We start from the raw sequence: 19,304 nt of genomic DNA, 5'->3' as shown, positions 1-19,304 counted from the left end.
CTAGACGGATGCCATGTCGAATTGTGGCCGGTCCTGGCCACTCCTGACGTCAAAGAGAAGGCCGATTTCAGGATCTGTGGTAAAGTCCGCCGGTCCAATTCTAAGATCGGCAATCGTTAAGCGACCTGCCAGTGGGTTCATTTGCATCAAGCCGCGAATGCATCCTGTATCAACGTAAAAGCGGTTTCCAAGGCAGATTGGGGCATGTTGAATGGTATGGCCATGGAACACTTTGGAAACACCAGGAACGCTGGATGTGTCTTCGTGTTCAATACGCTCCCGCCCCCAAAGGGCACTGTCGATCGCGGTTGTGTCGTTCTGGTCGAGAGCCGCGATAAAAGTTGGCCAATCCCATGCGTAGGGAACCTCGGCATGAACGATGCCCACCAGCCCGTTCTCGCTTTCAACTTCAATGGCCAGCGGCAGTTGTTCAAAGACGGCCGCAAATTCCTCTCGAGTATCGTCCGAAAGGCCAATCCACCACTCCATGCCGTTTCTTCTCAATTGCTTGCGGACCTCTCCCAGGTCCTGGCCGCTCCTTTGAAGTCCTAAGAGCATGTCTTCGTGGTTGCCACGCACGCAGTGTGCAGATTGGTAGTACCGCAGGGCTTCTATTGACTGCGGTCCGCGGTCAATGAGATCGCCGACGCAAAACAAACGGTCTGTATCCGCATTGAACTCGATGGCGCTCAGGGCAGCCTCGAGGACTGAAAAGCAGCCATGGATATCGCCGACAACAATGTCCCTACCGACTGTGTTTCTCTCAAATCTGCGAACGTTCATGACATTTCCTTTCAGAGCCTGAGGGCATCATCCGCCTGTAGGTCCCTTTCTTCTTTCCAAGATTGTATGAGCCGCTGGAAAAATGGCAGTTCCAGAAAGTTCGGCGTTCCTTCCGGGCATTCGGCGTCAAAGAACAATTTCTCGGAGTGCATCAGGAAAACGTGGTGTCCTCCTGATAGAGAAATGTCCGCCGCCCATTCGTCGAGAGAGTCCCAGTCCATTCCTTCAGGAGGGACGACACCGGGCCATTCGTCAGAAAGTAAACAGCGATCCAGTGGCCTCCCCTCCTCAAACTTCCGGTCATCTGCATCGTCAAGTGACTGGTCAACCGTCTGAAAGGCCTCAATACTAATTGATTCCAAGCCTGACTGCCCGCAAAGCTCATCGGCAAAATCAATGCACTGACCACTATTGATTTGAATGGCGCTATCGGCCAATCCGTTCACCAGATATTCGTTCAGCTTCGCGCGAATGGCCTGCCGCGCACTCACCAGAAGTCGATTATTTGTCATCGAGATGCTCTTTCATGAATGTATCATGCTCGACTGATAAGGTAACGGTTTTGTTGGAAAGAAAGAAAATTCTTGAGGATCTCAAGAAAAATGGGTTCTCTTTCTTTCATGGTGCCACGCTAAATTTGAGAAATCCAATCTTTAACACCATGAGGTCTTCAATGTCTGTCTGGGCGAACAAGCACTATGTTAACGAAAGTCTCCGCTCACTTCGAATCCATGCTGACCGTGCGGGGCGACAGGACATTCGGGACTTACTGGATGACCCGGAAAAGGGCTATCCGGCTGCTCTGGCTTTCGTGCTTGAGGAGATCACCTGCACTTGTAGCCTGGAAGTGCTTGAGCCCGAAGAAATCGGCGCACTGACATCATTTACCATCATTGCCGACGATGTGGAGCGCGACGAGGAGAGTGATAAGGTTTTGTCGGTAGGTGACGTCTTCTGGGCAGACCGGCAGGCCGTCGAAAATGAAATGGAAATTCTCGCACGCGATGGCTTCTACGACGTTCGGTTCGCCACGCGAGGTGTTGCGCCGGAAGATACTGTCGCTCCCGCAGTAGATATGGCCCCTGCCCCTGCGATGTAAATTTTTACCAAAGGAGACTACCATGGACCAAATGAAGGACCGGTTCCGCAATCTCAGACGTTGTGCAGAAGACGCCCCCGAAGGAACGTATGAAACGGCGAAACAGGTGCATGAACTAATCGGCGACACATGCGATCGCGTCATCCGCGAAATCATGGAGCTGGGCCTAAAGGCTGACAAACTGGACGTGGCTTTCGCACTTGAGACAGCGCTTTACCAATATGTGCTGGACTCCAATAAGGAAGCAACCCTCTTTGCCTCAGCAGAAGGTTTTGGTGCTGCGATGGATGGCCCAAACCGCGACAGGATACTCGCCACGACAAAGCAGAATCGCGATGTGCTTCAGCAAATTCGTTCCATGTGATTTTTAAACAAAGAGAGGGCGCTCTGTAACTTGAGCGCCCTCTCTTTGTTCCGCCAACCGGCAATCAGTTAGGCTTGGAAAGACCTTTGGCTGCTGCCAACTCGTTTTCGATTTTCATGGCGAACCCCAACGGGCTGCCATATTTGTACGTGACGGCTTCAATGCGGGAGATGCTGTCGATATTGGCGTCGACCACCGCGCATTGCTCAGGTGTCAGCTTGTATCCGAGACAATCTTCTGCCCCGTCCTCAAAGTGGAACATCAGGCCGTCTTCAATCAGGCTGGTGAGATAGCTGCGCGCGTCTTCAAGCGTAACCAGGGTCTGTTTTTCCGTAGCTTTCATCGTGCGGGTCCTTGTACTCAATGGATTTAATATAGGCTTTGTGAGCTTCAGCCTGTTTCGCAAACTCGACTTCCATACCACGAGCAATCATGCGGGCCGTTGGCAACCAATCTTCAGTGCTCGTAGCGCGCGGCCGAAGGCAATAGCAGGTTTTCGGCGGGAATGCTTTCGATGTCACCTTGACCAAAAGCGTTTCTCCGCTATCCAGCCTGTCTTCGACCTGCCAGCCGTCGGGAAAATCTTCAGTAATGATGACATCATTAAATTCACGCATTTGGCCCATCCATTTTCTTTTATAGCGACAAGGTATGACGCGAATAACTCCTTGTCAACATATATAAGGTGGACATCTGCTTGCCCTCTATGTAAAACTGCTTCCATAGAAAACAGCAAGAAAAACCTCGTAACCATGGGGGCCTCATGCGCATTATTTACGGCAAGGACTACTATGATAGCGCACTGGCGTTTGGCCAGGATGCGAGCATTGTGTACGTTCGGAACAAAGACAAAATGCTTTCTCTAGATGAGGCCGCTAAACTTGGCCTGACAGTCCCTCAGTGGAGTGACGGATTGCGGGTTTTTGATGAGACCCGTAATCATGTGAACAAATTTCTCAACTATTATGTAACGCAGAAGCAGTGCCTCCGCTTTCGCGATGTCGCGGCCGTTGTTTGCGGGAAAATCTATGCTGGTGTCGCTGTCTCACTTGAGGGCGCTTATGACTCAACGGATACGACCTGTGTAGTCTGGACGGAAGATGCGTTCAGCGACTATCTTGCGCAGTTCAACCTCAAACTTCAAAAGAAAGACAGTCGAGCCTATCGCCGCGATAAAAGCGTTGGAAGCTTCTTCGGTTCCAAACCATGCCCGCCGACACTTACGGATTATCTGCATCGCAACAAGATTACGGTGATGACCTACGATAGTCGCAAGGACTTGCTCAACTTCACCAAAAAATCCGAGGGTTGGCGGGTTGATCAGCCAACTCTGAGCGGCATTGAATTCTATAAGGTGCTCCCGCCATTTGAGATGATGCAGGAAGCTTCAATGTGGGTTGGAGGCGTCCTGGCAGCCAGCGGAAACGATACCGTTGAGATTACCGATGATGTTATCAAGGCAGAAAAGCACGGGTTTGACAAATGGAGCTTTAGAACGCCCCCATCGAGATAAATAGTTCGGACATTCCGCTCCACTATTTACTATGAAGACGCCTGACCGGTGAGGCTCTCTTAATATTTGGGGAACGCCAGTTCCGAACTTATGTTGAGTTTCTGACACTCATGTATAGCCGACAGCAGATATGTTCGGATGGTTTCTCTGGCGTCATTGATTTCAACAACTCCACGGTAAGGTGGCTTTAAACCGGCGCAACCGGCGTGCAGTTCAACGACTGCACGGTCGACGACATATATGACATCACTGTCAAAGCCAGAACAGAAATCACTTTCCGTTTCTAACGCCCCTCTAATATCGAAGAAGCCGAAATCGCCTTTAAGACCGACATGGGTTGGAAAGTCCGAGCTCCCTATCGCAACAAAGCTGGCATCAGGGAAGTGCTCTGCCATCGCCAACGCCATGTCAAAACAGCCACCCGTTAGCCAGCGTCGCTGCCAGTACAGAATCTTGGTCATGGTGCTGGTGAGCCGGAAGTGGCTCCTGACTTTACCAGTCCATCAGGCAATGACAAATCCTGCCGCTCGGCTTTCTCACTGTCGCGCAGATCCTGGATCGGGCTGTTCCCACAATGGTCGGCAACCGTAACCCGATGGTAGTCAAGATTGTCAAAAAGCCAGGACATATAGAACCGGAATTCTCCAAGAGCCTCTTCCTGGTTCGCAAAAGGTTCTCCCTCCCCAATCATGGGGCCTTTGAAATCCTCAAAGAATTCGAGCATGTCGTCGAACTGTGGAAAGTCCGAGAGGCACGGAATGACCAGAGGGACATTCCGTTTAATCAGTTCACCCAATCGAACGATTTTAGCGGCCATTTCAGCGTCTGTGAGCTTCGATGACCCAATTTCGGTCGGCAATCCCCCCAGGCCAACTTCCCCGCGCCAGGCAAGTCCAAATTCATGAATGCCAGCGACGGACGCCTGTTTGTGTTCCGGGATGCCGGTCAAATCAACACCACTCATGTTACATCACCCTCATTTCGGGTGCGCGAGCTGGCTGCGTGTCGACACTCATTTCGGATGGTCTCAGATCGCGTGGCGCAGAGTACCCAGTTTGTTTGGAAACGAGAATGCGGTGCTTCTCAAAGATGTCGAAGACTGGTTTTGTCGCCAGCCGATACGCTTCAATCGCCTCGAACTGGTCGTCATATTTGTCCCCGAGCATGTCGGCGTCAAATTCCAACAGCCAGTCGACAGCTTGTTTAAAGGCTTCTTCGTTTTCCAAAAATGGAAGAACAGATGGAGCTTGCAGATTGAGTGCGCCTCCCAGCATATTGAGAATGCGGGCAAAATCCTCGTCTGAGTAGGCTTCTGCATCATTGTCGACTTTGCCCGGCAGGCCGCCGAGGCCGATATAGCCGCGCCATGCCGTCCCAAAGTCTTCGCTCGTGACATTGGTGTTGTCTTCGATACCGGCATACGAAACTGCATTCATCGGTTAATCCCCTATTTTTGTCTGTTGGCGGGCTACGCCCTGATTTCTGCCTAAACCTACTGTTCTCCATCGCAAGACACAGTAGTTATTCTTAAATGCAAGGCGATACTGTCAGAACTATTCTTTGTTTCAAGCAAAAAATAGTCTCTTGCCAGAAATTCCTTGCACACTGTCCTTAAAGCAAAGGATTTCCAAGGGCGGACCATTTTCAGATGGCCCTCCACGGAAGCCGAACCCCGTGAAATGCAGTGCACAGGTGCGTAATGGTGGCGAAGATATTCAGATACGATGTTCTTGGCGGTTTGTCGCTTCACGTTATGGAGCAGGATATTGGAAGTGCGCTCATTGCGTTCGAGAAAATTCTTGGTTTCGTTCCAGCGGTTAAACAAGTTGATGAGGAATCGGTGCTCGACTTCTTCTTCAGCCACGGGCATCACTACAATCAGGCTCACGAGCTCAGCGCATTCGTATCAAAGGTAGCTCAGGCGTTTATCCCGGCCAGCTACGAAAGCCTGTCAGCCCACCGTGTTGCATCATCGCTGGATATGGAGAAGGCACTCAACGCTGCCGCTTGTGTGTCGGCCTATCTCGCCGGGCTTTTCGAAACAGAAGTGAAATCGCTACCCACCTTGGACTAGGTAATGTCGGGGGAACAGGAAAATGCCCACAGAACGGATTGTATTCCTTGATTTCGACGGGGTGGTTACTCAGATAGCCTGCCGGAACAGAGAACACCGCTCATCGGTTGCGGCTCAGAACATTAACGATCTATGTGCCCGGTGGAACGCGTGTCTGGTTTTGACTTCATCATGGCGCTGGGGATCTGTCCAGCCGGGCGACGAGGTTCTTCCGGGCCGTGAGGCTGCAACAAGGTTCTTGCGCTCAATTGGTATCGTCGCGCCTCTGTTTGATTCAGAGAGCGGTTGGGCTTTGCCGGAGCTGTGGCTCAACAGCGAAGGCTATGCCATCGCACGCAGATTGCGCCAGAGGCACAATGTTGCCATAGCTGAAACAAGAGCACAATTCGGGGTCGCCTTGCGAGGAGATGAAGTTCAGTGCTGGATCGACATGTATAAGCCTGACTTGCCGGATCGATGCTTTGTATTTCTTGATGATGAAGATAGCTATTGGCCCGGGCACAAGGCCAGACTCATCAAATGTGACCCTCGTTCGGGATATGACCTCCAAACACATGAGCAAGCGTTGTTGATGCTCGATTTGAAGGATACTAAAACCGTCGATCTGACTGCCTGAGCGTTTCCTTGCTTTCTGCGGCCGCGATGAAGTTGTCAAAGACCGACACTGTTCTGGAAAAGGCCGAGAAGGCCTCCACATCCCCCAAGAAGTGATAACGCGGCAGGGCATTGGTTCAGAAAGGGAGGTGTAGCCACACAGACTACACTTCCCTTTCTGCATTAAGACCGGCCAATGCATAGCTTCAAGACAGGTCGTCGTTGGGGCGCAAATTTTTGCAGGATTTCTTGCCAGGTCAGGAAGTGATGATCTTCGAGTTCGATGATGGCATTCTCGAGTTGCTTATTGGCGTATGCGACCATCTCGTCTTTCGTCACGTCTGACCAAACGGGAAGGACGCGCCTGAAGTCAGCAATGTAGGAATGCACAGTCTGGCGGGCATTCCAGTTGGTCAGAAATGTCGAGAATTCTGTATCGGAAGCTTCGGTGCGTGGAATGACCTTTTCCCACTGTTTGACGGCCTCGACGAAAGCATCATAGTCCACCAGGTCCGCCTCGGCATCCTCGTACTGATACTCCAGGAGGGATGCAAAGAACCCGTCCAGTTCGATTTCCGGTTCGTTCCCCGCATAGCTGGCTGTATCGATCGCATCGTCGTGCAGTTCAGCCATCGCTTCGAAGGTTACGGGTGGCATGTTCTGGCGGAGGCTCGCGAACACATAGGGCTGGCAGTGCTTTCTTTGCCATTCTTTGAGGTCTCGCTCCCAGACAGCGTATTTCTCACTGTTGAAAAGTGGACGTGGATTTTCTTTCTCGAAGTCGGCTGTATCAAACAGATCCCTTACCTCTTCCAGACTTCCAACAAACGTATGCCCGTTCAGGAAGACATACGTGTCGATTTCTGATGAGTACTGGGCAGATGATACAAGGCCCAGACGTCTTGTGGCTTCCTCGATTGCATACTGCTTCACTTCTTCCTGCTGAAAATACTTCTGGGCCGCTTTCGCGGCATCCCTGCTGTCAACATGCACCAGGAATTCCGCAACTTGCTCATTGAAATCAAGAATCTGATATGAGTCCTCCCCCAGATGCATGGCCCAGTTTGGTTCTGACTGACCTTCAGGAGAGGAGAGAGTCATTTCCGCCTCTTTAACCAGGTCATAAGTGCTCCACTTGAAGCTTCCCACAGTCCATTCACGGGGGTTTTGGTTGGCCAGATGGGTCAAAACGCCTTTGGTAATGTCCAGCTTGCCGCAGATGGTGCCATTGTCGGCCTGCACCGAGACCGATACACGAGGAAGCTGCATGTTCATGTTCTCTTCTGTATTTCAGGGACAAACCAATAGCATTCCACCCGAGGGTCTCGAATATTGAGCGTTTGACCGGTGCAGGGATGCGTCAATTCACCGCTTTTGATTGCGTCCAGCACATCGGTAACCTCGACCTCGTATTCCTCATCACCTTCGTGGACCAGGAAGCCGCGCTGAAGCGCGTTCCCTTCTGCCATCTCATCCAGCAGTGCCAGAATTTCCCCGTAATGGGTGATGCCGAACTTTTCTTCGAGCGCACCAGCAAAAAATGAAAAGGCCAGAAATCGGCGCTCCTGCTCGGGCATGTCCTGCAAAAGATCGCTGAGGAATTGGCTATGAATGCCGGGGTCCATGTTTGTCCTTTCTTGGAGGGCTATTCCACCAGTCTCAACTGGCTCCGTGCATGTTCAAAGCCATTTTTTAGGCCAGTATCATTGGCAGCCATCTTGTGGCGCATGACTTCTGTAAGAAGTGGGATATGGGAGTCGTCTTCTGGGAGTGGGCGCAAGTGGAAGCTGGAGGCGTGTTTCGTTAGCTTGAATGCGCCTGCGGGAAGCCCTGGCGATACAACATGGCCTTTCAGATTGTAAACGGCCGCTGTTCGTGGTCGGAATTCCCGGGTTTCATAAGGCAGCCCTTTTCCCGAAAGATCAAAGCGGACCCCGCAACCTTCGACAGTGACCACATTGTCTCGGATGCAATCAACGCGCACGACAGCGACCGGATTTCCCGAATGATTGTCTGTCAGAACAAAACGGTCACCCTTGGATGAATTTGACAGCAGCATATTGACCTCCGCCCGTATTCAGAATGAATTCAAGTGTGAGCGTCAAAGATTATGCCTCGATGTTTTACTTGTCAACATATTAGGCCCGCCCCCTGTTGCATCGGAGGACGGGCCATGCAGCCTCAAGCTTTTTGGTCAGTTCTTTTGCTCTTCAACCATTTCGTCGATGGTTCGCGTATCCGCTTCGTCAGGAAGTGGTGCGGTGTCAGCGACGCCGGTGAGACCCGGGTTGCCTGCCGCGCGCGCCGCTTCACGGGCATGGTAGTATTCGGTCGGCTCCAGTGTTACATCAACAAGAAGCGTGACGCCATCCACGTCGAGAGCGAAGCGATCCGTTGATGCACCGTCCGTGACCTGGATGGCCCGGCCTGCACCAATGATACGGGCGCGTGCATACGGGTCGGTCTCTTTTCCCGAGACCTCCAGCTTGTATTTCAGAGTGGTGTTTCCGTGGCTGTCGGGTTGCAGGAGTGTCCGTACACTGGCACCGGAACACCGGTAACTATAACCATTGCGCTCACGTTTCAGCATCGAGTAAGCGGTTTCCGGGCTTTCGCCAACCTGCGCAACGATAGGTGCATCCATCCACGCAAAGGTCGATTGGCCGTCTTCCTGCCGCCAGTTGATGGTCAGAATGCCAAGCGGGTCCGACTGGCCATTGATACCGGAATATGGAGGGGTACCGGCACATGCATCAATCAGGTCAGAAGTGCCCCTGCGCAACTCGACAGCGTGGGTCAGAGAGTAGGTTTCGACAATCGGTTCTGGCGCCTTTTTCTCGAAGAGAGTGGGAAGCGGTGTATTTGCACAAGCAGAGAGTGCCGCCAGCCCCAGCCAGACGGCCGCATGTTTCAGGGTGCTGTTTTTCATGTCCGATCGTTCCTTTAAAATTCGCCGTCACTTGCCTCGAGCAGGTCAAGAAATCCACCTGCTTCAACTTCAGACAGTCGTTTAAGGGTCTCCGGTCGCGACAGTATTGTTCTTGTCCCGACCGGTATGAAGCTCTCTATGTGTTCTTCGGAGAGGCGGCAAATATTCAGAAAGAAGTCCCCCGCCTTGGTTTCCATAGCCGCTATGGAAACCGGACCATTTGTTCCGCTGCATATATCAAGCGCGAATGCCACGGCCGACCGAAGTGCCTCGGAGACGTCCAGACTTACCGGTATGGTAACCCCCTGCTCTTCGAGCCGCAGCGCACCGACAACGTCTTCATGGTGCAGGAGCATGCACAGCCAGCCGGAAACACGTCTATGGCTAAAAGATTGCAGGATGTCGGATTGTTTGAATATCGGGACCAGCGGCCGGGCCGGAGCAATTTCGTTGTCACGGCCAAATTGCGGGTCAATGAACTCGCGAAACCCGTCAATCAGAGCGGTATGGGTGTCAATTGGTTCGTGGCCGTGTCCCAACAGCATGAGGTTACGATGCCTCTGCTATCACGGGTTCTGATTTCGATGCATTGGCATAGCCTTTGAGCATCAATGCCTCGATTTTCTCGACGGCCGAGCGCCACACTGCGGTAATATTGCGTTCAACCCACTGGTCATATTCGCCAACAAGGTCGTCAATGTCGAACATCTTCGCTTTGACGAGTTTTTCTTTGGCGGTGTCCGCTTCTGATTTGTCGGGAATGGTTCGGTCAATATCGTCCAAAGCCACCGGGAGACCGATCTTTACGAAATCAAACATGTCGTTGATGCGCTTTTCCAAAGTGCCAAGACCCAACTCTTTGGCGCCATTGATATCCATATCTGTTTTACTGGCAGCGTCCTCGAAGCACTGCCGGGCTTCCCGCGCAATTTCTTCCCAAATATCCGCGTCGTGAGAGATGAGCGATTTCTCCTGCGCCACCTGAACCATTTTGAAGGCCTTCTCCTGAGCCGCAAGAGCTTCACTTTTGATGTCTGCAACGTTGCTTTCGTTATACTTTTGCAATGGCATTTCTTTATCCGCGGTGATGTTTTCCTTAGATTAAAGGATTAGCATAAGGAAAATGGAAGTCAATGCGAAAAGAAATGCTTAATTATCCCTGTCTCTTGTGATAGGAGAGAGTTTCAGCACGCTGTCTTTACCCGCCACACAGGAGTGTTCAATGGGTTGGAAAAACATCAGAACGCACTATGATATCAAACATTATGTGCGGGTCGAGGACAAGGGCATCTGTATCGGGTCTCCATACATCCACGACATTATTATTGTCTCGCCGACCGGGCGCATTCTCAAAGGCCTCGACAAAGAGTTCTCCGTTTACGATTTGGGTCGATACGTCAGGGATATTGTTGCTGATCCTCAAACCTTTGCCAGGTTGTTCGAGGAACCGGACCAATTTGAACGGAGCCTTCCGGTCTATACTTATGAGGACGGCGAAATCCTGACGAAATATTGTGAGGAATACGGCTTTCCGAACGTCACTCATGACGGTGCCATGATGTACGACAACCTCTTCTTTGAAGATTTGGGTGACGCGCTGAAGTCGGCGAAGATGGAGGCTGAGGCGGCGGTAAGGTACTGTACTCAATCTTTTGAGGAAGCAACGCGGCAATTGGAGCGGGCAAGTGTCCGGTTGACGACTCAGCAGGCGCATCTCGATAGACTGATCCAGACCTATCCTGAGCTTGCCGACGAGTGCATTGCTTCCGCCAAGTAATTCTTATGGACTGACCGGCATTGTTCGAACGTCTCTGAGCCAGCCGAGAGTTCATTGGCCAGCTCAGGGCCGAGTTTGAACAATGCTATGCTGCCGCGAATATTAAGGTGAGACAGAAGCTTGCACTGCATTTGATGGTGGCCCGCTGTCTTTACCGTAAATCGGGACAGTGAAAGACGCTCCAGCGCACAAGCCAGGGCGTCCCGGTAGTTCCGGTCCATCTGAGTGAAGTCAACCTTCATACTTGCTTCACCGGTATATTCCGTAATCAACAGATTGATGAACAATGCAATGTCGGCGCACTGTTCGTCCGCGCCGCGTAAACTCGAGGAACTGCGCGCACAACTCATCAAGGTTTCCATAACAGAAACCGGTGAGGCCTCTTCCATCGCATCAATCGTCGATACCGATAGCATGCTCTGATCACCCCAAAAGCAGTCAGTGTCTGGAACGAGAAGGTCCGGTAGCACTGAGCAGAGCCGAAAAATCCGGCAACGGGACACCTACTCTGTTACGGAAATCGATGCCGAAGCAGAACCCTTCGAAATTTTCCACTATTGCGCGTTCGTCCTGAGCCAGCTCTCCAGCTGCGCCGCCGGGGGGTGCTACAGCGATAACTTCCGGTGCTGTGGGGTATTCAAGGATGCGCTGGCCGAGGTCATATTCTGTCTGCCCACCGCCGATCATGACAACTTTGCCGATATCGTTCCCCGCGAACATTCGCTGAAGGTATTCGTCGATAGGTTCGTTCGCCATCCTTGGGATATACACGCAGTCTTTCGGTTCTTTACTGCCCATTTCCTCCTGAACGGCTTTCCCCATGTAATAATCCATTTCGTCGGTCCAGATCGAAGGAACATGCTTTGTTAGCAGCTTGGCAAGTTCGAGCAATGCAAACCTCACGACATAGTTGTCCCTGGACTTCGCAAACGGGTCGGTTTCCTCAGGATGCCCCGACAAAACCAAAATCTTGGATTTACTCAATCCAGCCTCCTTGATGGGGTTTTATGGCAAACTTGACGCCATGGCGTCGCCGTGCGTCACTCAGAGCTTCGTGGAGGGACTTCATCATACCGTGGTGGTTAAGCCCCCTTCCAGCATCTGTCTTTCAGATTACGATCAATTTTAGGAAACTTCACGGATTTTTCCTATGACCTGCTCAATAGACATGCCCGGCTTTTTCAGAAGTTCCTGGGCGACGCGAATTTTCTCCCGGCGCAGGATTTCAACGGATAACCATTCTTCTGCGCGAGCTTTTTGTGAAGGCGACATTTCTGGAGCAGATTGCAGGGCCTGCTTTATGACATGCAAGTCCTCGATGCTGATGTTGATTCGGGTTATCCGTTGTTCCCCTTAATATCGTTTTTGCATGAAGTCCTGTGCGGACAACATACGCTCGAGACTCTTCAAGTCCCGTTCAGATAGTCCCTGTGCTCCGCATGGGGCGACGAGACGGTTCAGGTGGCGGTAACACTTGCTCCCTGCATCATCGACGATCGCGTACGTGTCATATCCGTTTTGAGCGGCATGCAGAGAAACAGCGTCCCCCCTGGAAAGCCCACCACCGGTATAATCGGCCTTGCCCGTGATGCTGACACCAAGGAAATCGGCAATATCCCCCACTGTATGGCGGGTGCACCAAGAGCTGACAACGACAAGGTCCAATCCGTGACGGACGACAAACTGTCGAAACAGGTTCAAAATCTTTACCAGAACGTAGTTCCCGGGAGACAACTCCTTGATGTCCGCAATGTCATGCAGCGACGGGTGCTTACTGTCGTTCAGAACGCCGTCAATATCGAAATACAGTGCCCTGCGCATGGATCTTCTCACCTCCTCAGGGCGCCATCGAACTTGTATGGTTCAGTTCTGCCCGTCTGTCCTGAATGGCGTCGATATACTCGCTATGAATACGCAAGCATGCATCGATTATGCTGTTTCTCCCCGGTTCCCTGCTCACAACATCGTGGAACTCCATGAACGCAGAGAGCAAGTCGTCTGGAACAACAGCATCGAACGGATCTGGCATTAAGACAGCGCTATCCTGAAAGGCGGTGAATGCCTTCTCCAGGTTCTGGAATGCTGGCCATGCTCTTTCGCTGAAGTGAAAGCTCTGGTTGGGGATAACACGGTCCTTCACACGCCAATCATACATCATTCCATTGACGCCCCAGAGGAAGAAGAACTCTTCAACTTTCAGTTCGTCGAAGCTGTCAGGAAGAAAGTTGTTAAACTCCCCATCAATGTAGCCGGTGGCACCTGCAAGGGCGTTGATATCATCATGGCCAGACCAGTGCTTTACTGCGTGGCCAAAGCGAGAAGAAAAGCTTCGATGCGCCGGAGTGATGTTCAGCAATGTCAGGAAGCGACCGTGTCCACTGTCGTCGGAGAAAACCCGATCGTTGTAACGCTTCCAGACAGCAATCCGCTGGTCAGATCGCCAGACTTTACCGTCGACCGTGAAGAATACCGAGCGTGCTACTGCCGCATGAATGCGTGAAACGATATCTTCCCGATTGTCGGCAACCACCCGATATCCATCTTCCAAAAGGTCTTCCGCGTTAATCACGTCCTCTTCCACAACTTCCCATTCCGCCCATGGTTTGGAAAGGGTCGGGTCAAGGTTGAAGTCCCGGAAGTAGAATTCTGAAAATGCACCACCAAATATCAGGTCTTTGTGGTGCGAGATTTCTGGATTGACCGCAGGCATATAGTGACGGCCGTTCAGAAAGCGATAGTTGATATCATAGCTTTCACCCGTCGTAATCGCCGCGGACACAGGGAAATCACTTTCATTCTCTGCGCGCGGTAAATCCACCCGCAAATAGTCTCGCACGATATAGGTCCGAAGTTTGCGCCCTCTGGGTGGGGTGGCTGTCGCCAGGTACATGAACGGGATTTCGATGGACTGCGTTTTCACGATGTTTTTCCTTCCGATGGATAGGGCTTCTGAATCAGGGGTTAGAGTGAAAACGCCACTTGGGCCGTCACATCGTCGCTTGATGGCCGAACCCACACGGTTTCAACATTGTCGGAGCGAATGTCGAACGACATTCCGCATTCCGTAATCAGTTCGAGAGTTCGGGCCCCATGCTTGGCATCTGCGCCTGAAACCTCATGAACCACGCCTTCATAAGTGATGCGATAATTGCGCTCGATGACACCCGCCTCTGCCAAAGTATGCAGGGCAAAGAAGATTTCTTCTTCGGTCGCTGGCTTGATGGACCGAACGGTTTGCACAATTTCCTTAAGAGTGCTCGGCAGGTAGTCTGTAGAGGCCAACCATTGAATGAGGGACGTCACCGGAATATCGTTTTCGCAGGCATACCTTGTGAGAATAAAGGAAGCTCCAAAACGGATGTCGTTGACGCCACTGTTATTGGGAATTTTACCAAGCAACATATTGTCAGCAAAGCTCTGGTAGCGACCAAGAGCGGAAGAATGCGTTTCGAGAAGGTCTGGTAAAGACTGATGCAGCAAGCCATCGTGGGGGTCTATCCACAGGCTGTGGTTGAATGGGTCGTCATTGTCGTAACGATAGAGCCAACCCAGGGCCACCGCGAGTGGAACATACAGCTCATCAGAGCTGACGGCAGGGTCAATGAGCCTTTTAACCAGGCTGGTAACCTGGTCAAGGTAAGCCGCGCGCGCCGCTTCAATGGTCAATTGTGTCATAATTTTCAGATCCTCATCGTGTAAATGTCTGGCTTGATTGCACATTCGGGGCGCAAGCCGACTTGCGCTCAAGAATTGCGGAAACACACTGCGCGTTGATGTCGTTGCACTTGCTGACCAAATCCGCAATCGACGCATTGTCCCCATTCTCGGCATTGACCGCGTCGTACAACTGAAGAAAGGATGAAAGCATCCTGTCAGGGACATCTGCTTCAAACATGTCGGGGATGATGTTGTGATCCTTGCGGAAGGCGATAATTTCATCCCGCAAGCTGCAATAAGCATTCATGGTGTCAGTAGAGTAAGGCAGGATGTCGCCTACACCGGGATTGGTCCGAAGGTGAATTAAGGAAAAGACACTCCGCAAGAACACGAATTCCTCAAACCTTGCGGCGGCAAACGGCTCGTCATTCAGGATTTCCATATTGCCAAAGCGTTGGCCTTCGATGCCATCCAGCGCTTGCGCCAATTCATGACCCGCGATGCAGTCGAGATTGGCGTCTCTCATCGGATTAAACCTTCGCCCCCTGCTTTGACCAAGGTCCAAAAAGTTTAGTTCGCGACAGCTTCCATCTGGCCGATACCAGCTTTGTTCGTTCACCTTTCGCCATACAGGGTAGACAAGGTGCGAGTGCCAGATTTTTCCTTGAAACATCACGGACTTGGAAACTGCATCCAGAAGGAATGTTCGCATTTCGTGTCGGTTGCTGCTGAACACGCGGTGAGACCGCTCAAACTCTGCAATTGGCAATACGCCCTCTGCTCCACCATACTGAGGATCAACGCCGGTCTGGCTGAATTCCAGATCACTCCGCCATTCGTTTTCCACCGTCCCGTCTAACCGTGCGAGTGAGGTCACGTCGGTGAATTCATAAACGGTCTCGTCGCCCAATGTAGGTTTTTGGGTGACGCGTGTGTGGTCACTATAAAGTCGCCCATCGAGGTGCCTGAGCAAGAACGTCTGACGTGCAGAGGGCATCTCGGCTAACGCTGCAACCGGAAAGTCATCACTGTTGTCGGCCACTCTGATATTCACGGGGATGGTGTCGGAAACAAAGAATCTCCGCCGAACGCGAGCTCTCGGTGCCAGGGCTTCCACCATGTATTTAAAGCGAACGTCAATAATCTCGGTCTTCATTGTTCCTCGCTCACAGCATAGGTGGAGTAACGGTTGGATCGGCCAGTCGAGTTTCAAGCTGGTCATTGGCACGAGCGGCTTTGCGGGCCATGATGTTGTCAAAGTGAAAATCGTTGAGTGTATAGGCGACATCCATCAAATGCTCTACTTGCGGCTTATGCACGTCGTCTTCCGAAAGAGCGCTCAGTAATTCCTGGAATGCCGCAGCCAAATCATCCGGAACCTCTGCCTCGTATGGATCAGGAATGATATCGACGTTGCTTTTGAACTTGTCGAAGGCATCGCGAACATGGGCATAGGCGACGAGCGTATCGGCCGACATTTCAAGACGACTGCCAACATTCCCCTGGACACCTCGGATACGTAGAAGCTTTTCCATTGATAAGAGGAACAGATATTCATCCAGGTGAATATGTTCAAACGTCGAAGGGTGTAACACCTCGAAATTCCCGAAAACCCATCCTTCCACATCAGCATGAGCTCGGACAATGTCATTGGCCAGCCAGTCTCCTCTCATGCCGTCATCCGTACTAAGAATGCAGCGGGACACGTGGTCGATCTTGCGGTATGTCAACATACGGTTGGGGCCATGTATGTCTGCGTGGTCTTCGTTATCCGTCGCCACCCAAACCGGCAGCTTTAAATCCGAACGCCAAACAACACCTTGAAAAAGGAGGGATTTTGAAACGGCATCAAGCAGTCGCGCCCTGACGATAGCTCTGTTGTCGTGAAGTATCCTGTACTTCCTTTCAAACTCACCTAGAGGGACACCCGTAAGCCAGTCCGGGGCCGCAGGAATATTGCGTCGCCAGATGTCTTTAAGGTTAGGTTCCGTACACGCTATTTTCTTCGGTATATTTTCGTGAAAATCTCTGAAAACGTCATCGCGGTCAGACGGCGTGTATTGGCGACCGTCGAAATACCGAATATCCTGGTCCCGGCGCGCCCTCGATGTAAAAACGGCCGAAACAGGGAAGTCATCAGGATGCGAAACTTCTCTTATGCTAACAGGGATTGTATCGAAGACGGTATGGCGTTGAACCTTTGTCCCTCTCCGAAGCACTGCTTCAACCGTGTATGTAAACTGGACATCAATAATCGAGGTGGTCATTACTCAATCTTTCCGGAGCTCTGGACTAAGAGGGGGAAATCAACTTGTGACCAAAATTTTACTTCCGTGCTTGGCAAGGGACCGGTCGTGAAATTCTTACGAAAGAACAATCCAGCGCAGCTATTCCTTACTGCTCTGGATTGTTCGAGGAGTTGCCCCTACATCACTCGAAAAACGAAGAGAGTTCGGCGTATCGGTGGTTGTCCCATCCCGAAAGTCATCTCTTGCGCAACGCAATCAAACATCACTCCTGGAGCCAGGACATTTCCGTTTGGGCTCCAAAGCGACGTTATGAGGCTTGGTTCGCTCAAAGAAGGGCCGTTAAGCTTCTCTAAGTAAGTGCAAATCTCGTTTTCATCAATCAGGATATCTTGCCTAATCTGGAGCCATAGGACGCTCTCCCCCGGGGTGGGGTTCGCAGTCATAGCCCAATGAATTGGTCCTGGTAAAGACGTTTCAGTGAAGCCTGGGATGCCGGGCGGAAAGGGAGGTCTTCCCATTTCAGAGAAAGCTTGCGTCGCAGTGCTTGCAGGGTTCGAAGATGCACTCTCAATGATAGCTGTTTGCAGCACCGCCTTTACCTGTTCACCGGCATTAATCAGCGCCAGTGCCGTGGTCTTTGCAGAAGATGTGGTGAAGGCTGAACCACCATAATACAGGGCAGCAAGCGCTATGCCCAGGCCAAGGACAATTGATATTGTTACGGCAATGAGGGAGAACATACTGGTATTCCTTAGGGCTGGAGCTGGTGTCCTTGATAGGAAAACGGCCCTTGGTTGTTAAAGATTAGAAAGAGTTTTCGTCAGGTCGAGATCGCGTTTGTAATGATTTCTGTTTCCTCAAGGGGTTGTCGCTTCACTTTTTGATGTTGCGGTGTCTGGTAACTCGTCAGTTGGTTGGACTGGATCGCAGGCAGATGGCTCCGTGTTCTGGCTGAGCTTTGTTGCCAACGTGACCAGAAGCGGCGTCGAGACCAAGCTGAGAATAGCGGCTCCGGACCAGAAGGCGACTGTATCTTCCGGAAGAACGGTTGAAACTGATCCTAGAATGATGAAGGCGAACTCGCCACTTTGCGCCAGAATCAAACCCACACGGGCACTTTGTCGAAGGTCAATTCCGTTCAGAACCGCTGCTCCAAATCCTGCAACGGCTTTAATGGTTAGAATGCCAAGCGCAGCCAACGCCATCTGAAGCATGTCAATCGGAGTTGCCGACAGCGGAACCTGTGTTCCCAACGACATGAAGAAAATGCCCAGAAATGTACTTTCAAGTGGCTTTACAGTTGCCCTGACATCGTGGCGCCATTCCGCACCGGACAGCGCGAACCCGGCCAGGAACGCACCAAGACTGGCAGACAGGCCCAAGTGATGTGCAGCCACTCCCATCGAAAGAGCCACCGCGACGACGGCCGACAGAAAATAGGAACTCCGTCCACCAAGCTTTTTTGCTTCCGCGGCTTCTTCATCATGAATGTAGCCAATCAGGTGCTGGAGCAGCAGGCGTGCTACGACAAAGATAATCATCATGGCGATGATGGCGACGGGAAGGGAAATCGTCGCATGAATTGCCTGTGTTTCAACGGGCTTTGACAGCAGGGACACCACCAAAGGAAGTGCTGCCAGGATAGGCGCTACCATGATGTCCTGAAACAGCAAAACAGAGAACGACTTGCGCCCTGCCCCGCTTGCCAGCTGCCCACTATCAGAGAGGGTTTGCAAAACAAATGCCGTGCTGGACATTGCCAGCGCAACGCCAAGAACAACGGCCGCTGTCAGACTTTCCCCTAACGCCCATGCAAATCCGCCGAGAACCGCTCCACTGAAAAGGAAATGAGCGGTTCCCAGGCCGAAGATAAATTTCGCCATTGCCCGGATACGGTCAGCTGACAGCTCCACACCAATAATGAAAAGCAAGAACAGAATGCCAAGCTCTGCCATTTGATGCACGCTACCGATCGAGGAAATGACCTGAAAGCCGTTCGGTCCAAGGGCAATTCCCGAGGCAATCAACCCCAACACAGGGTTCCATCCCATACGCCGAAAGGCCGCCGTCACAATTGCAACAGCAGCCATCAGGAACGCAACAGCTTCCATCTCGCCCATCTAGTCAGTTCTCCTTCTTGTCGCCCGTGAGGACGCGCCTGATTATCACGACATTCCTTAATGTTACGTCATTTTCTAAAGACAGAATATAGAGATTTGCATAGTTGGCCGGGGTTTTCCTATGCATTTAAGGAAAACCCCGAAC

At 51.7% G+C, this 19,304-nt stretch carries 29 protein-coding genes; 6 read left to right on the top strand and 23 right to left on the bottom strand.

Features of this window, described 5'->3' with window-relative positions; translation table 11 throughout:
• Positions 1 to 783, bottom strand: coding sequence for a metallophosphoesterase (locus tag TH5_RS01000; RefSeq protein WP_114120196.1), 783 nt, complete (start codon positions 781 to 783; stop codon positions 1 to 3).
• Between the two features lie 11 nt (positions 784 to 794).
• Positions 795 to 1,295 (bottom strand): hypothetical protein, encoded by a 501-nt coding sequence (locus TH5_RS00995; RefSeq protein ID WP_114120194.1) that lies wholly within the window; start codon positions 1,293 to 1,295, stop codon positions 795 to 797.
• Positions 1,296 to 1,309: 14 nt separating this feature from the next.
• On the opposite strand from TH5_RS00995, the gene TH5_RS00990 reads away from it, so the two are divergent.
• Together TH5_RS00990 and TH5_RS00985 are read left to right on the top strand one after the other, a co-directional pair.
• On the top strand, positions 1,310 to 1,882 hold the full coding sequence (locus tag TH5_RS00990; RefSeq protein ID WP_114120192.1) for a hypothetical protein: 573 nt from the start codon (positions 1,310 to 1,312) through the stop codon (positions 1,880 to 1,882).
• Between the two features lie 22 nt (positions 1,883 to 1,904).
• Positions 1,905 to 2,246 carry a hypothetical protein gene (locus TH5_RS00985; RefSeq protein WP_114120190.1) on the top strand — a complete coding sequence of 114 codons (342 nt, stop codon included), beginning with the start codon at positions 1,905 to 1,907 and terminating at the stop codon, positions 2,244 to 2,246.
• A 64-nt stretch (positions 2,247 to 2,310) separates the two neighbouring features.
• Here the strand turns inward: TH5_RS00985 and TH5_RS00980 are convergent, their stop codons facing one another.
• Positions 2,311 to 2,589 (bottom strand): hypothetical protein, encoded by a 279-nt coding sequence (locus tag TH5_RS00980; protein ID WP_114120188.1) that lies wholly within the window; start codon positions 2,587 to 2,589, stop codon positions 2,311 to 2,313.
• Positions 2,552 to 2,863, bottom strand: coding sequence for a hypothetical protein (locus TH5_RS00975; protein WP_147250013.1), 312 nt, complete (start codon positions 2,861 to 2,863; stop codon positions 2,552 to 2,554). Before TH5_RS00975 ends, TH5_RS00980 begins: the two co-directional genes overlap by 38 nt.
• 146 nt (positions 2,864 to 3,009) lie before the next feature.
• Between TH5_RS00975 and TH5_RS00970 the strand changes: the two genes are divergently transcribed.
• Positions 3,010 to 3,759 carry a hypothetical protein gene (locus tag TH5_RS00970; RefSeq protein WP_114120184.1) on the top strand — a complete coding sequence of 250 codons (750 nt, stop codon included), beginning with the start codon at positions 3,010 to 3,012 and terminating at the stop codon, positions 3,757 to 3,759.
• 59 nt (positions 3,760 to 3,818) lie between these two features.
• On the opposite strand, the gene TH5_RS00965 is transcribed toward TH5_RS00970, so the two are convergent.
• Genes TH5_RS00965 through TH5_RS00955 form a run of 3 tightly spaced genes read right to left on the bottom strand, consistent with a single transcriptional unit; the run spans position 3,819 to position 5,195 of the window.
• On the bottom strand, positions 3,819 to 4,220 hold the full coding sequence (locus TH5_RS00965; RefSeq protein WP_114120183.1) for a hypothetical protein: 402 nt from the start codon (positions 4,218 to 4,220) through the stop codon (positions 3,819 to 3,821).
• Positions 4,217 to 4,723, bottom strand: coding sequence for a hypothetical protein (locus TH5_RS00960; protein WP_114120181.1), 507 nt, complete (start codon positions 4,721 to 4,723; stop codon positions 4,217 to 4,219). The genes TH5_RS00965 and TH5_RS00960 overlap by 4 nt, the downstream gene beginning before the upstream one ends.
• 1 nt (position 4,724) lies before the next feature.
• Positions 4,725 to 5,195 (bottom strand): hypothetical protein, encoded by a 471-nt coding sequence (locus tag TH5_RS00955; RefSeq protein ID WP_114120179.1) that lies wholly within the window; start codon positions 5,193 to 5,195, stop codon positions 4,725 to 4,727.
• Between the two features lie 266 nt (positions 5,196 to 5,461).
• On the opposite strand from TH5_RS00955, the gene TH5_RS00950 reads away from it, so the two are divergent.
• Both TH5_RS00950 and TH5_RS00945 read left to right on the top strand, forming a co-directional pair.
• Positions 5,462 to 5,833 (top strand): hypothetical protein, encoded by a 372-nt coding sequence (locus tag TH5_RS00950; RefSeq protein ID WP_147250012.1) that lies wholly within the window; start codon positions 5,462 to 5,464, stop codon positions 5,831 to 5,833.
• 22 nt (positions 5,834 to 5,855) lie between these two features.
• Positions 5,856 to 6,449, top strand: coding sequence for an HAD domain-containing protein (locus TH5_RS00945; RefSeq protein WP_114120176.1), 594 nt, complete (start codon positions 5,856 to 5,858; stop codon positions 6,447 to 6,449).
• A gap of 161 nt (positions 6,450 to 6,610) precedes the next feature.
• Here TH5_RS00945 and TH5_RS00940 read toward each other — a convergent pair whose 3' ends face one another.
• The 6 genes from TH5_RS00940 to TH5_RS00915 form a co-directional block, all read right to left on the bottom strand.
• Positions 6,611 to 7,702 (bottom strand): hypothetical protein, encoded by a 1,092-nt coding sequence (locus TH5_RS00940; protein WP_114120174.1) that lies wholly within the window; start codon positions 7,700 to 7,702, stop codon positions 6,611 to 6,613.
• Positions 7,699 to 8,052: a hypothetical protein gene (locus TH5_RS00935; RefSeq protein WP_114120173.1), complete on the bottom strand. Its 354-nt coding sequence runs from the start codon at positions 8,050 to 8,052 to the stop codon at positions 7,699 to 7,701. Before TH5_RS00935 ends, TH5_RS00940 begins: the two co-directional genes overlap by 4 nt.
• Before the next feature lie 20 nt (positions 8,053 to 8,072).
• Complete coding sequence (locus TH5_RS00930; protein ID WP_114120171.1) at positions 8,073 to 8,486, bottom strand: hypothetical protein; 414 nt, start codon at positions 8,484 to 8,486, stop codon at positions 8,073 to 8,075.
• A gap of 135 nt (positions 8,487 to 8,621) precedes the next feature.
• Complete coding sequence (locus TH5_RS00925; protein WP_114120170.1) at positions 8,622 to 9,356, bottom strand: hypothetical protein; 735 nt, start codon at positions 9,354 to 9,356, stop codon at positions 8,622 to 8,624.
• A 14-nt stretch (positions 9,357 to 9,370) separates the two neighbouring features.
• The gene (locus TH5_RS00920) at positions 9,371 to 9,901 is read right to left on the bottom strand and encodes a hypothetical protein (protein WP_114120168.1); all 531 of its coding nucleotides are present in this window, start codon (positions 9,899 to 9,901) and stop codon (positions 9,371 to 9,373) included.
• A gap of 4 nt (positions 9,902 to 9,905) precedes the next feature.
• Positions 9,906 to 10,427: a hypothetical protein gene (locus TH5_RS00915; RefSeq protein WP_114120167.1), complete on the bottom strand. Its 522-nt coding sequence runs from the start codon at positions 10,425 to 10,427 to the stop codon at positions 9,906 to 9,908.
• A gap of 151 nt (positions 10,428 to 10,578) precedes the next feature.
• Between TH5_RS00915 and TH5_RS00910 the strand changes: the two genes are divergently transcribed.
• The gene (locus TH5_RS00910) at positions 10,579 to 11,133 is read left to right on the top strand and encodes a hypothetical protein (RefSeq protein ID WP_114120165.1); all 555 of its coding nucleotides are present in this window, start codon (positions 10,579 to 10,581) and stop codon (positions 11,131 to 11,133) included.
• Here the strand turns inward: TH5_RS00910 and TH5_RS25230 are convergent.
• The 10 genes from TH5_RS25230 to TH5_RS00870 form a co-directional block, all read right to left on the bottom strand.
• Positions 11,091 to 11,549 (bottom strand): hypothetical protein, encoded by a 459-nt coding sequence (locus TH5_RS25230; RefSeq protein WP_147250011.1) that lies wholly within the window; start codon positions 11,547 to 11,549, stop codon positions 11,091 to 11,093. The genes TH5_RS00910 and TH5_RS25230 overlap by 43 nt on opposite strands.
• Positions 11,550 to 11,571: 22 nt before the next feature.
• Positions 11,572 to 12,117: a hypothetical protein gene (locus tag TH5_RS00905; RefSeq protein WP_114120163.1), complete on the bottom strand. Its 546-nt coding sequence runs from the start codon at positions 12,115 to 12,117 to the stop codon at positions 11,572 to 11,574.
• A 141-nt stretch (positions 12,118 to 12,258) separates the two neighbouring features.
• Positions 12,259 to 12,405, bottom strand: a complete 147-nt coding sequence (locus TH5_RS25415) for a hypothetical protein (RefSeq protein ID WP_167443421.1) — start codon at positions 12,403 to 12,405, stop codon at positions 12,259 to 12,261.
• Between the two features lie 81 nt (positions 12,406 to 12,486).
• The gene (locus TH5_RS00900; RefSeq protein ID WP_114120161.1) at positions 12,487 to 12,954 is read right to left on the bottom strand and encodes an HAD domain-containing protein; all 468 of its coding nucleotides are present in this window, start codon (positions 12,952 to 12,954) and stop codon (positions 12,487 to 12,489) included.
• 16 nt (positions 12,955 to 12,970) lie between these two features.
• On the bottom strand, positions 12,971 to 14,053 hold the full coding sequence (locus TH5_RS00895; protein ID WP_147250010.1) for a hypothetical protein: 1,083 nt from the start codon (positions 14,051 to 14,053) through the stop codon (positions 12,971 to 12,973).
• Between the two features lie 41 nt (positions 14,054 to 14,094).
• Positions 14,095 to 14,808 carry a hypothetical protein gene (locus tag TH5_RS00890; protein WP_114120157.1) on the bottom strand — a complete coding sequence of 238 codons (714 nt, stop codon included), beginning with the start codon at positions 14,806 to 14,808 and terminating at the stop codon, positions 14,095 to 14,097.
• Between the two features lie 13 nt (positions 14,809 to 14,821).
• Positions 14,822 to 15,946, bottom strand: coding sequence for a hypothetical protein (locus tag TH5_RS00885; RefSeq protein WP_114120155.1), 1,125 nt, complete (start codon positions 15,944 to 15,946; stop codon positions 14,822 to 14,824).
• Between the two features lie 10 nt (positions 15,947 to 15,956).
• The gene (locus TH5_RS00880) at positions 15,957 to 17,057 is read right to left on the bottom strand and encodes a hypothetical protein (protein ID WP_114120153.1); all 1,101 of its coding nucleotides are present in this window, start codon (positions 17,055 to 17,057) and stop codon (positions 15,957 to 15,959) included.
• A 158-nt stretch (positions 17,058 to 17,215) separates the two neighbouring features.
• Complete coding sequence (locus TH5_RS00875; protein WP_114120151.1) at positions 17,216 to 17,779, bottom strand: hypothetical protein; 564 nt, start codon at positions 17,777 to 17,779, stop codon at positions 17,216 to 17,218.
• Between the two features lie 117 nt (positions 17,780 to 17,896).
• Entirely contained in the window at positions 17,897 to 19,159 is a 1,263-nt protein-coding gene (locus TH5_RS00870) for a cation:proton antiporter domain-containing protein (protein WP_114120149.1), read from the bottom strand.
• Positions 19,160 to 19,304: the final 145 nt, after the last annotated feature.

The organism is Thalassospira xianhensis MCCC 1A02616 (assembly GCF_003326475.1).
GTDB lineage: Bacteria > Pseudomonadota > Alphaproteobacteria > Rhodospirillales > Thalassospiraceae > Thalassospira > Thalassospira xianhensis.
This window is presented reverse-complemented; position numbering and strand designations above follow the sequence as displayed.

Bases quoted from the DNA above. Each gene is read 5' to 3' on its own strand.
- TH5_RS01000 (WP_114120196.1), bottom strand. From the start codon at position 783: ATGAACGTTCGCAGATTTGAGAGAAACACAGTCGGTAGGGACATTGTT.
- TH5_RS00995 (WP_114120194.1), bottom strand. From the start codon at position 1,295: ATGACAAATAATCGACTTCTGGTGAGTGCGCGGCAGGCCATTCGCGCG.
- TH5_RS00990 (WP_114120192.1), top strand. From the start codon at position 1,310: ATGAATGTATCATGCTCGACTGATAAGGTAACGGTTTTGTTGGAAAGA.
- TH5_RS00985 (WP_114120190.1), top strand. From the start codon at position 1,905: ATGGACCAAATGAAGGACCGGTTCCGCAATCTCAGACGTTGTGCAGAA.
- TH5_RS00980 (WP_114120188.1), bottom strand. From the start codon at position 2,589: ATGAAAGCTACGGAAAAACAGACCCTGGTTACGCTTGAAGACGCGCGC.
- TH5_RS00975 (WP_147250013.1), bottom strand. From the start codon at position 2,863: ATGCGTGAATTTAATGATGTCATCATTACTGAAGATTTTCCCGACGGC.
- TH5_RS00970 (WP_114120184.1), top strand. From the start codon at position 3,010: ATGCGCATTATTTACGGCAAGGACTACTATGATAGCGCACTGGCGTTT.
- TH5_RS00965 (WP_114120183.1), bottom strand. From the start codon at position 4,220: ATGACCAAGATTCTGTACTGGCAGCGACGCTGGCTAACGGGTGGCTGT.
- TH5_RS00960 (WP_114120181.1), bottom strand. From the start codon at position 4,723: ATGAGTGGTGTTGATTTGACCGGCATCCCGGAACACAAACAGGCGTCC.
- TH5_RS00955 (WP_114120179.1), bottom strand. From the start codon at position 5,195: ATGAATGCAGTTTCGTATGCCGGTATCGAAGACAACACCAATGTCACG.
- TH5_RS00945 (WP_114120176.1), top strand. From the start codon at position 5,856: ATGCCCACAGAACGGATTGTATTCCTTGATTTCGACGGGGTGGTTACT.
- TH5_RS00940 (WP_114120174.1), bottom strand. From the start codon at position 7,702: ATGAACATGCAGCTTCCTCGTGTATCGGTCTCGGTGCAGGCCGACAAT.
- TH5_RS00935 (WP_114120173.1), bottom strand. From the start codon at position 8,052: ATGGACCCCGGCATTCATAGCCAATTCCTCAGCGATCTTTTGCAGGAC.
- TH5_RS00930 (WP_114120171.1), bottom strand. From the start codon at position 8,486: ATGCTGCTGTCAAATTCATCCAAGGGTGACCGTTTTGTTCTGACAGAC.
- TH5_RS00925 (WP_114120170.1), bottom strand. From the start codon at position 9,356: ATGAAAAACAGCACCCTGAAACATGCGGCCGTCTGGCTGGGGCTGGCG.
- TH5_RS00920 (WP_114120168.1), bottom strand. From the start codon at position 9,901: ATGCTGTTGGGACACGGCCACGAACCAATTGACACCCATACCGCTCTG.
- TH5_RS00915 (WP_114120167.1), bottom strand. From the start codon at position 10,427: ATGCCATTGCAAAAGTATAACGAAAGCAACGTTGCAGACATCAAAAGT.
- TH5_RS00910 (WP_114120165.1), top strand. From the start codon at position 10,579: ATGGGTTGGAAAAACATCAGAACGCACTATGATATCAAACATTATGTG.
- TH5_RS25230 (WP_147250011.1), bottom strand. From the start codon at position 11,549: ATGCTATCGGTATCGACGATTGATGCGATGGAAGAGGCCTCACCGGTT.
- TH5_RS25415 (WP_167443421.1), bottom strand. From the start codon at position 12,405: ATGTCGCCTTCACAAAAAGCTCGCGCAGAAGAATGGTTATCCGTTGAA.
- TH5_RS00900 (WP_114120161.1), bottom strand. From the start codon at position 12,954: ATGCGCAGGGCACTGTATTTCGATATTGACGGCGTTCTGAACGACAGT.
- TH5_RS00890 (WP_114120157.1), bottom strand. From the start codon at position 14,808: ATGACACAATTGACCATTGAAGCGGCGCGCGCGGCTTACCTTGACCAG.
- TH5_RS00885 (WP_114120155.1), bottom strand. From the start codon at position 15,946: ATGAAGACCGAGATTATTGACGTTCGCTTTAAATACATGGTGGAAGCC.
- TH5_RS00880 (WP_114120153.1), bottom strand. From the start codon at position 17,057: ATGACCACCTCGATTATTGATGTCCAGTTTACATACACGGTTGAAGCA.
- TH5_RS00875 (WP_114120151.1), bottom strand. From the start codon at position 17,779: ATGTTCTCCCTCATTGCCGTAACAATATCAATTGTCCTTGGCCTGGGC.
- TH5_RS00870 (WP_114120149.1), bottom strand. From the start codon at position 19,159: ATGGGCGAGATGGAAGCTGTTGCGTTCCTGATGGCTGCTGTTGCAATT.